At 67.0% G+C, this 9,903-nt stretch carries 14 protein-coding genes; 8 read left to right on the plus strand and 6 right to left on the minus strand.

Annotated features, from left to right (window positions below; all coding sequences use genetic code 11):
* The coding region (locus tag AC2VOP_RS05465; RefSeq protein ID WP_486960004.1) for a TrkA C-terminal domain-containing protein at positions 1–367 on the plus strand (367 nt) is incomplete at its 5' end.
* Here AC2VOP_RS05465 and AC2VOP_RS05470 read toward each other — a convergent pair.
* Positions 364–1,005: a DUF3159 domain-containing protein gene (locus AC2VOP_RS05470; protein ID WP_486960005.1), complete on the minus strand. Its 642-nt coding sequence runs from the start codon at positions 1,003–1,005 to the stop codon at positions 364–366. The genes AC2VOP_RS05465 and AC2VOP_RS05470 overlap by 4 nt on opposite strands.
* The gene (locus AC2VOP_RS05475) at positions 1,002–1,373 is read right to left on the minus strand and encodes an OB-fold nucleic acid binding domain-containing protein (RefSeq protein WP_486960006.1); all 372 of its coding nucleotides are present in this window, start codon (positions 1,371–1,373) and stop codon (positions 1,002–1,004) included. The genes AC2VOP_RS05470 and AC2VOP_RS05475 overlap by 4 nt, the downstream gene beginning before the upstream one ends.
* Positions 1,374–1,510: 137 nt before the next feature.
* On the opposite strand from AC2VOP_RS05475, the gene AC2VOP_RS05480 reads away from it, so the two are divergent.
* Positions 1,511–2,224, plus strand: a complete 714-nt coding sequence (locus tag AC2VOP_RS05480; protein ID WP_486960007.1) for an alpha/beta hydrolase — start codon at positions 1,511–1,513, stop codon at positions 2,222–2,224.
* Here the strand turns inward: AC2VOP_RS05480 and AC2VOP_RS05485 are convergent.
* The gene (locus tag AC2VOP_RS05485) at positions 2,221–2,994 is read right to left on the minus strand and encodes a DUF3710 domain-containing protein (RefSeq protein WP_486960008.1); all 774 of its coding nucleotides are present in this window, start codon (positions 2,992–2,994) and stop codon (positions 2,221–2,223) included. The two genes, AC2VOP_RS05480 and AC2VOP_RS05485, sit on opposite strands and share 4 nt — an antisense overlap.
* A 14-nt stretch (positions 2,995–3,008) precedes the next feature.
* Positions 3,009–3,473, minus strand: a complete 465-nt coding sequence (gene dut / locus AC2VOP_RS05490) for a dUTP diphosphatase (RefSeq protein WP_486960009.1) — start codon at positions 3,471–3,473, stop codon at positions 3,009–3,011.
* Positions 3,474–3,498: 25 nt separating this feature from the next.
* On the opposite strand from dut, the gene AC2VOP_RS05495 reads away from it, so the two are divergent.
* Entirely contained in the window at positions 3,499–4,011 is a 513-nt protein-coding gene (locus AC2VOP_RS05495) for a DUF3093 domain-containing protein (protein WP_486960010.1), read from the plus strand.
* 25 nt (positions 4,012–4,036) lie between these two features.
* On the opposite strand, the gene AC2VOP_RS05500 is transcribed toward AC2VOP_RS05495, so the two are convergent.
* Positions 4,037–4,339, minus strand: coding sequence for a DUF4193 domain-containing protein (locus AC2VOP_RS05500; protein WP_486960011.1), 303 nt, complete (start codon positions 4,337–4,339; stop codon positions 4,037–4,039).
* A 219-nt stretch (positions 4,340–4,558) separates the two neighbouring features.
* Between AC2VOP_RS05500 and cei the strand changes: the two genes are divergently transcribed.
* The 5 genes from cei to AC2VOP_RS05525 all read left to right on the plus strand — a co-directional run bounded on the left by cei (position 4,559) and on the right by AC2VOP_RS05525 (position 9,459).
* Positions 4,559–5,209: an envelope integrity protein Cei gene (gene cei, locus AC2VOP_RS05505; RefSeq protein WP_486960012.1), complete on the plus strand. Its 651-nt coding sequence runs from the start codon at positions 4,559–4,561 to the stop codon at positions 5,207–5,209.
* A gap of 116 nt (positions 5,210–5,325) precedes the next feature.
* Positions 5,326–6,129, plus strand: a complete 804-nt coding sequence (gene ppgK, locus AC2VOP_RS05510; protein WP_486960013.1) for a polyphosphate--glucose phosphotransferase — start codon at positions 5,326–5,328, stop codon at positions 6,127–6,129.
* 201 nt (positions 6,130–6,330) lie between these two features.
* A complete protein-coding gene (locus AC2VOP_RS05515; protein WP_486960014.1) occupies positions 6,331–8,097 on the plus strand; it encodes an RNA polymerase sigma factor in 1,767 nt (588 codons plus the stop codon).
* Positions 8,098–8,253: 156 nt separating this feature from the next.
* A complete protein-coding gene (locus tag AC2VOP_RS05520) occupies positions 8,254–8,448 on the plus strand; it encodes a DUF7455 domain-containing protein (RefSeq protein WP_486960015.1) in 195 nt (64 codons plus the stop codon).
* Between the two features lie 72 nt (positions 8,449–8,520).
* Positions 8,521–9,459: a YihY/virulence factor BrkB family protein gene (locus AC2VOP_RS05525; RefSeq protein WP_486960016.1), complete on the plus strand. Its 939-nt coding sequence runs from the start codon at positions 8,521–8,523 to the stop codon at positions 9,457–9,459.
* Here AC2VOP_RS05525 and AC2VOP_RS05530 read toward each other — a convergent pair.
* A complete protein-coding gene (locus AC2VOP_RS05530) occupies positions 9,446–9,685 on the minus strand; it encodes a DUF3039 domain-containing protein (RefSeq protein ID WP_486960017.1) in 240 nt (79 codons plus the stop codon). The genes AC2VOP_RS05525 and AC2VOP_RS05530 overlap by 14 nt on opposite strands.
* Positions 9,686–9,903: the final 218 nt, after the last annotated feature.

The raw sequence follows: 9,903 nt of genomic DNA on the forward strand, positions 1-9,903 counted from the left end.
CGATCCCCGCAACGAATGGCTTTTCACCGAGGCCTGGGGCGTGGACGTGGCGGTGTCCACCCCGCGGATGCTGGCCTCCCTTGTCGAGGAGGCGGTCGCGGTCGGCGACCTGGTTCGGCTGATGGAGTTCCGCAAAGGTCAAGCCAACCTGCTCGAGATCACCCTGCCCGACGACACGCCATGGGGCGGCAAGCCGATGCGCAAGCTGGCGTTGCCGCGCGACGCCGCACTGGTGACGATCCTGCGCGGCTCGCGGGTCATCGTGCCCCAGGACGACGAGCCGCTGGAGGGCGGCGACGAGCTCCTGCTCGTCGCAGTGGCCGAGGTCGAGGACGAACTGCGCAAACTGCTGCTATCGACCCACTAAACCGATACGGCCGGATCCACCAGGCGCCGGACGACCTTGACCGCGAAGTAGGTCACCAGGGCTGCCAGGGCGGTCAGCGGCCAACCCATCGCGATGCGGGCCACCGCCAGCCAGCCGGTTTCGTCGGCGTCGTAGAGCAGCCGCTGCACGACGAACCGGGATGCGAACACCAGCACCCAGGTCACAGTGGCGACGTCGAAGGCGTACACCGCCCGCCGTGCGTCGCGCCAGCCACGATCCTGCCCGCTGATCCACGCCCACAGATAGCCGACGACCGGACGGCGGATCAGCACCGACACCGTGAAGGCCACCGCCCATAGCAGCGACATCCAGATGCCCAGCAGGAAATATCCCTTGGAATCCCCCATCAGGTACGCGATCAGCACGCAGACGCCGACCCCGAAAAACCCCGACACCGCCGGCTTGGTGGATTCCCGACGGATCAACCGCCACACCAGGATCAGCGCGGCCACCCCGACGGCCGCAACGGTGGCCGACCGCAGGCCGAACGCGCGCGACGCCGGCACGAACACCACCACCGGCAGCGACGAGTAGACGAGCCCGCCCACCCCGCCCAGCTGTGCCACCAGGGGGTGGGTGTCGGCGGTCTCCGCTGTCTGGGCGATCGTGTCGCTCACCGCTGAATTTCGTAGTGCGGGTTGTACATCGCCTTGGTGCCGTTCTCCAGCTTGCCCAGCCGACCGTGTACCCGCAGCGTGCGGCCGGAGTCGATTCCGGGTATCCGGCGCTGCCCCAGCCAGACCAGGGTGACCGCGTCGGTGCCATCGAACAATTCGGCGCGGACTCCACCAGCGCAACCCTTGGCGTTGGCCTCCACACTGCGCAGTGTCCCCACCATCGTGACTTCCTGGCCACGCTGGCAATCGATCGCGCGCTGCGCACCGGTGTTGACCGCCTCGTCGGACAACTGCTCGACATCGCGTAGCTCCGGGTGCTCCGTCAACCGTCGAGTCAACCTGCGTAGGTAACCTTCGGTCGTCGCCATGGCATCTCCTGACGCTCCAGCCAAACGGGAACCACTCCCATGCGTGCCTAAGACACCGTAGACCCCTTCTTTAGCTGTTTCCACGCGGCCCGCGGATCGGTGTCCGAGTTGTTGTCGACACCGGGCACGATCGTAGAGTGACTGTCGATCTTGGCGGGGTGACCGCCGTCTTGCTGCCGGGAACCGGATCCGACGACCAGTACATCCGCCGGGCGTTCTCCGTCCCGCTGCAGCAGGCCGGCGCCGTGTTGACGGCGCCCAGGCCGCAGCCGGAACACCTGGTCGACGGTTACCTGGCGGCGTTGGACACCGCGACCGCGGCAACGCGGGAACCGATCCTGGTCGGCGGGGTGTCGATCGGCGCGGCGGTGGCCATCGCGTGGGCGTTGCCGCGCCCCGACCGGGTGGTCGCCGTGCTGGCGGCGCTGCCGGCCTGGACCGGCTCGCCCGGCGCGGCGCCGGCGGCGCTGGCGGCCCGGCACACCGCACGGCAACTGCGCCGCGACGGGCTGGCGGCGGCGGTGGCCCAGCTGCACGCCTCCAGCCCGGCCTGGCTGGCCGACGAGCTGACTCGCTCGTGGACCGGCCAGTGGCCGCAGCTGCCCGACGCCCTGGCCGAAGCGGCGTGCTACGTCGCACCCAGTCGCACCGACCTGCAGCGGCTACGCGTGCCGCTGGGTGTGGCTGCCGCGACCGACGATCCGGTTCATCCGCTGCACGTAGCCGCCGAGTGGGTGGCCGCGGCGCCGCGGGCGGCACTGCGCACTGTGACGCTGGATCAGATCGGCGCCCGCCCGGCCGCGCTGGGCGCGGCCTGTCTGGCCGCGCTGGCCGATGCGCGGGCGCGTTAACCGCCGGTGATGGTGCGCAGCTGCTGCATCGCGGACCCGTCGGCGCTGCGCCGCGCCACGGGCTCGGGCGGGACCTGGTCCCCGCCCCCGCGTTGTTGCGCGGCCTGTTGCGCCGCCTGTTGCGCCGCGGCAGCCCGCAACTGCTCGGCCATCGGCTCGGGTAACTGAACCGGCAGCGGCGTGCGCACCGGCAGCGGCGTGTCACCACGGCGAACCACCGTGTCCGCCAACGCGGCTCGCGCTTCCGCGATCAGCGCATCCATCGTGTCGTGGGCACCGTTGACCACGCAGCGAACCATCCAGCGGTAACCGTCGACGCCGATGAACCGGACCGCGCCTGCGGCGACGCCCACGACCTCCCGGCCCCACGGCCCGTCGAGGATGGTGACGTTGGCAGAGTCCTTGCGCAGCGCGTCGGCAAGCTCACCGGCCACCTCTCGCCACAGGCCCGCGGTCTTGGGCGCAGCGTAAGCGGCGATGGTGAACCTGCCGTTGGGTGTGACCACCCACACCGCGCTCGGCACGCCAGTATCGGTCAGCTCGACCTGGACCTGGCTGCCCTCCGGCATCGGGACCAGCACGGAGCCGAGGTCCAGCCGGGCCAGCGCGGCCACGGCGGGGTCGTCGAAGTCTTCGATGTCGAACGGGCCGTCCAGTTCCTCGGCCGGTTCCGACTCGCCCGCATCCGGTTCCGCGCCGTCGAGGTCCCGCTCGGGTTGGCCGGTTACCGAGTCGTCGTCTGTTCTGTCTTTGCGTCTACCGAATGCCATGGCAAGCACCGCTCCTACAGACTCGCATGTCCACCAGAGGAACCGTGACCACCGTCCCCACGGGTTGTGCCCGCCAGCCCGGCCTCGTCGAACGACGTCACCTCGACTAGTTCGGGAAGTTCGACGCGCTGCACCAGCAACTGGGCGATCCGGTCGCCGCGATGCACGGTAATCGCTGCAGCGGGGTCGAGGTTGACCAACGCAACCTTGATCTCGCCACGATAGCCCGCGTCAATAGTACCGGGACTGTTGACGATCGAAAGCCCTACCCGCGCAGCCAAACCAGAGCGGGGGTGTACTAGGCCCACCATGCCGAAGGGAACAGCCACGGCGACGCCGGTCGGCACCAGGGCGCGCCGGCCTGGGGCGAGTTCGACGTCAACGGCGCTGTAGAGATCGACGCCGGCGTCACCGTCATGGGCACGGCTCGGCAGCGGCAGCCCGCGATCCAGGCGGACAACCGCCAGACTGGTCGACACGAGGCAGAAGACTACCCTCAACCGGGTGTCGGGATCGCCCCTCAGTTCGCGGGCGTCGCAGAACGTGCGGTATCGCGAGCGACTGCGAGTGCCGTGGTGGTGGTGGCCGCTGGGTTTCGCGGCGGCGGCACTGATCGCGTACGAAGTCGTGCTCGGCGTGCGCAGCCTGCCGGACTGGCTGCCGTTCGTTGTGCTGTTAGCGGTGGCCGCGGTCGTGCTGCTGTGGCTGGGGCGCGTGGAGGTGCGGGTCACCGGCAGTGACGGCAGTGACGGCAGTGACGGTAGTGACGGCCAAGTCGAGTTATGGGTGGGTGCGGCGCATCTGCCCGCCAGCGTGATCGGCCGTTGCACCGAGGTCCCGAGTTCGGCGAAGTCGGCGGCACTGGGCCGCCAACTCGATCCGGCGGCGTATGTGGTGCACCGGGGCTGGGTGGGCCCCATGGTGTTGCTCGTCCTCGACGATCCAGACGATCCGACCCCCTACTGGCTGGTGAGTTGTCGCCACCCCCAGCGGGTGCTGTCGGCGCTAAGGGACTGAACGGCCCTGGACGTCTGCAGGCGGGTCAGGCCGCACAATCGGTACAGATCATCACGCCATTCTTCGCGCTGGCCAATCGACTGCGGTGCTGCACCAAAAAGCAACACGAGCAGGTGAATTCATCGGCCTGCTTGGGAACGACACGGACGGACAACTCCTCGCCGGACAAATCGGCCCCGGGCAGCTCGAAGGATTCAGCGGATTCAGATTCATCGACGTCAACCACAGCCGCCTTCGCTTCGTTGCGTCGCGCCTTGAGTTCCTCAAGCGAGTCCTCCGAGACGTCGTCAGCATCGGCACGTCGTGGGGCGTCATAGTCGGTCGGCATCGTCTCTCCCCTCTGTGTCTTCGTAAGACGTGTCTTCGTAAGACCCTGGTAACCCTGCAAGCACATGGCTTTGTACCAGCGTCGAACGCAACTTCCAAATGATTCGTGCCCGTATCTCGACCTGTTCAACTATGATTTGCGTCACACTTTCTCCGGGGCCGTGGTCGCCTGCGGAAACAGCGCCCTCAAGAGGCCGTTCGAGTCCTTTAGAGTGCGTATGTGGTCACGCAAATCACCAAGGGCACCGCGTTCGACAAGCACGGACGGCCATTCCGGCGGCGCAACGCCCGGCCCGCTATCTATGTTCTGGCGTTTTTGGTGGTGGTAACCAGCGTGGTGTGGGTCGTTGCGCTCACCCGCCCGACCGATGTCCATGAGGTCGCGATCTGCAATACGCCGCCGACACCGACTGAGCCGGGCCAACCCAGCCTGGGGACGCAGGTGGCGAGGGCCACGATGGCCGGCGTCATCCCGGCCAAGTTGACTGAGACCAAGATCCGCGTCCTCAACGCCAGCGGAAGATCCGGTCAGGCCGCCGACGTGGCCGGGGCACTGCGGGATCTGGGCTTCGCACAACCGACCGCCGCCAATGACCCGGTCTATGCCCACACCCGACTGGACTGCGCGGGCCAGATCCGCTTCGGCACGGCCGGTCAGGCCAGCGCGGCCGCGGTGTGGCTGGTGGCGCCATGCACCGAATTGTTCCGCGACGACCGCACCGACGACACCGTCGACCTCGCCGTCGGAACAGACTTCACCACCTTGACGCAGAGCGATGACATCGACGCGGCGCTTGCCGGCCTACGTCCGGACTCCAGCGGTCCGCCCGATCCGACGCTGCTGACCAAGATCCACGCCGGCACCTGCTGACCGGGTTGGGCCGTGACGGGTCGATGGGAGTGTTCTCGGCGCGCAGCGCCCCGGCGGGCCACTATCCGGGCACCGTTTAGGGTGTGGGCGAACATCCGTTCCGCCGAGGAGACCGAATGACCCACGCAATCGCCGGCACGCGCGACGTCGACGCCGCCGGCGCGTCACCGCAGCGACGTGGTTTCGGTGTCGACGTCGGAGGCAGCGGCATCAAGGGCGGAATAGTCGACCTCGACACGGGGCAATTGATCGGCGACCGCTACAAGCAGGCCACCCCGCAGCCGGCCACTCCTTCGAAGGTCGCCAGAACCATCGCTGCCGTGGTGGGCGAGTTCGGCTGGACCGGTCCGCTGGGGGTGACCTATCCCGGCGTCGTCACCGGGGGCATCGCCCAGACCGCGGCCAACGTGGACAAGTCGTGGATCGGCGTCAATGCACGCGAGACGATCGCCGCCGAACTCGACGGCCAGGACGTCGTCGTCCTCAATGACGCTGACGCGGCCGGACTGGCCGAAGTGCGGTACGGGGCCGGCAAGAACCACTCCGGGGTGATCGTGCTGCTCACCTTCGGCACGGGGATCGGCTCGGCCGTCATCTACAACGGAAAGCTGCTGCCTAACACCGAGTTGGGCCACCTGGAGGTGGGCGGCAAGGAGGCCGAGCACCGTGCCGCCTCGTCGGTCAGGGACAAACACGGCTGGAGCTACGAACAGTGGACCAAACAAGTGACCAAGGTGCTGGTGGCGATCGAGAACGCGTTCTGGCCGGACTTGTTCATCGTCGGTGGCGGGATCAGCCGGAAATCCCAGAAATGGGTGCCGCTGTTGGGAAACCGGACGCCGGTGGTCCCCGCGGCGCTGGAGAACACCGCGGGGATCGTGGGTGCGGCCATGGCGGCCACCGCCGATGTCAGTCGCTGAACTTCCGCCGATCCAGGCGGTGCAGCTCCCGCGCTGCCGGCACCGATGTCGTTACAATGGTCCGCGGCGGCCGCCTCACCGATAGCGGCGACTATCCCAGCTGATATCCCACTGATATCAGAGCCGACATCCGACATATCCAGCACTTTCGGTTGCGCATGGCCCGGCACACCGAGAGTCGGTCCGAGCGAAGGGACGGACGTGGCAGCGACGAAGTCAAAGCCGGCGACCGAAAAGCCGACGAAACGCACCGCCGCCAAAGCACCCGCCAAGCCCGCCGTCAGGTCGCCTGCGAAGAGGTCGGTCAGCACGTCCGCGAACCGCGCCGCACCGGCAAAGAAGGCCACCGAGCGCACGGCGCGGTCTACCGCCGGGCGTGCCGCAACCAAGCGCGGCGCGGCCAAGGCCACCACAGCCAAGGCCACCGCCGCCAAGGCCACCGCCGCCAAGGCCACCGCCGCCAAGGCCCAGGCGGCTAAGGCCCAGGCGGCTAAGACCAGCACACCCAAAACCACCGCCGCCAAGACACGCACCACAAAGACCACCGCACCCAAGACCCGGACGGCCAAGCCCACCGCCGTCAAGACTCGGGCACCAAAGACCCACGCACCCAAAACGACTGCACCCAAAACGACTGCGCCCAAGACCAGCGCGGCGAAAAAGGCAACGACCAGCAAAAGCCGGAGCCGCGACATCCCCGAGGCCACCGTCGTCGTTGATCTCACTCCCACGACCGACAGCCTGGACACCGACGCCGAGCCCGGCGACGACGACATCGCCGTGGCCGAGATAGCCGCGATAGCCGAGGTGGCCCTCGACGACCTCGAGGGGGATGTTGCCGACAACGCCGACGCCGGTCCTGATGGCGACGCCGACGTGGACACCGACCCGGCGACGCCCGCTGCTCCGGCTGAGGGCAATGTCGCCAGAGAGGATGACGACGAGATTCCCGAGCCCACCGAAAAGGACAAGGCATCCGGTGATTTCGTCTGGGACGAAGAGGAATCCGAGGCGTTGCGGCAGGCCCGCAAGGATGCCGAACTCACCGCCTCGGCGGACTCGGTTCGCGCCTACCTCAAACAGATCGGCAAGGTGGCACTGCTCAATGCCGAAGAAGAAGTCGAGCTGGCCAAGCGGATAGAAGCGGGTCTGTACGCCACCCAGAAGATGACCGAATACACCCAGATGGGCCAGAAGCTGGCGGTCGCCTACCGGCGCGACATGGCCTGGATCTGCCGTGACGGCGACCGTGCCAAGAACCACCTGCTGGAGGCGAACCTGCGGTTGGTGGTATCGCTGGCCAAACGCTACACCGGCCGCGGGATGGCGTTCTTGGATCTGATCCAGGAAGGCAACCTGGGCTTGATCCGCGCGGTGGAGAAGTTTGACTACACCAAGGGTTACAAGTTCTCCACTTACGCCACCTGGTGGATCCGGCAAGCTATCACCCGGGCGATGGCCGACCAGGCCCGCACCATCCGCATCCCGGTGCACATGGTTGAAGTGATCAACAAGCTGGGCCGCATCCAGCGCGAGCTGCTGCAGGATCTGGGCCGCGAGCCCACCCCCGAAGAGCTGGCCACCGAGATGGACATCACCCCGGAGAAGGTGCTGGAGATCCAGCAGTACGCCCGTGAGCCGATCTCGCTGGACCAGACCATCGGCGACGAAGGCGATTCGCAGCTCGGTGATTTCATCGAGGACTCCGAGGCGGTGGTGGCCGTCGACGCGGTGAGCTTCACCCTGCTGCAGGACCAGCTGCAGTCGGTGCTGGAGACGCTGTCGGAGCGCGAAGCCGGTGTGGTTCGCCTGCGATTCGGACTCACCGACGGCCAGCCCCGCACGCTGGACGAGATCGGCCAGGTCTACGGCGTCACTCGCGAGCGCATCCGCCAGATTGAGTCGAAGACGATGTCGAAGCTGCGTCATCCCAGCCGCTCCCAGGTGCTGCGAGACTACCTGGACTGAGCGACACCGTTACGCTTTTCGCCCAGATCTCCACCGGCGCGGTGTAGAACCCCACCGCTCACCCGAAGGTGAGACACGACACAGCAGCGGCGCGGAACAACGACGTACGCCCGGGCGTCTGAGACACTTGGACGATACGCGAGAAACGGAGGACCCATGAACGCGACGCTGACCAGTCCGGAGTTGACTAGGGCTGATCGGTGTGATCGGTGCGGTGCTGCGGCCCGGGTGCGCGCGACGCTGCCATCGGGAGCCGCGCTGTTGTTCTGCCAGCACCACGCCAACGAGCATGAGGCGAAACTGGTCGAGTTGGCCGCGGTGCTCGAGGTCAGCGCGCCGCTGGAGCCCTAAGGAAGCGGCACACCCGACTGACCCGCCGACAATCTGGCAGGGCCGCCGCTGGTCGGGAATGCTGGTCCGGTCATGAGTCGCGAAGAAATCCCGAAGCCGTCCCGGCACCACCTCTGGCGCATCACTCGCCGAACAATGGCGAAATGCTGGGACGACTCCATCTTCTCCGAGTCAGCGCAGGCGGGTTTCTGGTCGGTGCTGTCGTTGCCACCGCTGCTGCTCGGGATGCTGGGCAGCCTGTCATATATCGCGCCGCTGTTCGGAGCGGACACCCTGCCAGCTATCCAAAACCGGCTGATCGGCGCGGCAAGCACCTTCTTCTCGAAAAGTGTCGTCAACGAGATCATCGAACCCACGATCCGGGACATTGTGGCGAACGCCCGCGGCGAGGTGGTCTCGATCGGTTTCGTCATCTCACTGTGGGCAGGCTCATCGGCGGTGTCGGCATTCGTCGACTCCGTGGTCGAGGCGCACGACCAGACGCCGCTGCGCCATCCGGTGCGCCAGCGGCTCTTCGCGCTGCTGCTCTACGTCGTGATGCTGATGGCGGCGATCATGGCGGCACCCTTGATCGCGCTGGGACCCCGCAAGATCGCCGACCATCTCCCGCACAGCTGGGCTGACCTGCTGCCGTTCGGCTATTACCCCACGTTGGTGCTCGGCCTCCTGCTGGGCACCACCTTCTTGTACCGGGCGTCTTTACCCAGGCCCCTTCCGTCTCATCGACTCGTCGTCGGAGCGTTTCTGGCCACCACGGTGTTCGTCGTCGCCGCCTGGGGCCTGCGGGTCTACCTGCGCTACATCACCAGCACCGGCTACACCTACGGCGCGTTGGCCACACCCATCGCGTTTTTGTTGTTCGCCTTCTTCGGTGGATTCGCCATCATGCTGGGCGCCGAACTCAACGCCGCAGTCGAAGAAGAGTGGCCGGCGCCGACCACCCACGCCCACCGACTGGGACGCTGGCTGCGGTCACGCCGGGAGGGCAGGAAGCAGATCAGCCCTTCTTGAGTTTGTCGTAGATCCGCTTGCAATCCGGGCACACCGGCGACCCCGGCTTGGCGGCCTTGGTCACCGGAAAAACCTCGCCGCACAGCGCCACGACGTGGGTGCCCAGCACCGCGCTTTCGGCGATCTTGTCCTTCTTGACGTAGTGAAAATATTTCGGGGCATCGCCGCCGGTCCCGTCGTCGACGCGTTCGTCGGTGTCGGGGCGCTCGATCGTGTCGGTCCGCATGCCCCATATTGTGCCGTCAAGTCGACCCTAGGAAAACCGTTACATTTGATGTTGGTCATTGTTGGCCAACTGTTGCCGGGGTAACGGTTGCCCGGCCCGGATCGCCGCGTACGTTCCGGTAAGGCGGGCGAGATTCGGTTCCTCGCATCCTTGGCCGGTGTCGGCTACCGGTGCTCACCTGTTGGCTGTGTGGTCCGGTCTGGTGGGTAGCTCTCACT

The sequence above is a fragment of the Mycobacterium sp. TH-M106 genome (genome assembly GCF_057473765.1).

Bases quoted from the DNA above. Each gene is read 5' to 3' on its own strand.
- AC2VOP_RS05520 (WP_486960015.1), top strand. From the start codon at position 8,254: ATGAACGCGACGCTGACCAGTCCGGAGTTGACTAGGGCTGATCGGTGT.
- AC2VOP_RS05530 (WP_486960017.1), bottom strand. From the start codon at position 9,685: ATGCGGACCGACACGATCGAGCGCCCCGACACCGACGAACGCGTCGAC.
- AC2VOP_RS05475 (WP_486960006.1), bottom strand. From the start codon at position 1,373: ATGGCGACGACCGAAGGTTACCTACGCAGGTTGACTCGACGGTTGACG.
- AC2VOP_RS05500 (WP_486960011.1), bottom strand. From the start codon at position 4,339: ATGCCGACCGACTATGACGCCCCACGACGTGCCGATGCTGACGACGTC.
- AC2VOP_RS05485 (WP_486960008.1), bottom strand. From the start codon at position 2,994: ATGGCATTCGGTAGACGCAAAGACAGAACAGACGACGACTCGGTAACC.
- AC2VOP_RS05525 (WP_486960016.1), top strand. From the start codon at position 8,521: ATGAGTCGCGAAGAAATCCCGAAGCCGTCCCGGCACCACCTCTGGCGC.
- ppgK (WP_486960013.1), top strand. From the start codon at position 5,326: ATGACCCACGCAATCGCCGGCACGCGCGACGTCGACGCCGCCGGCGCG.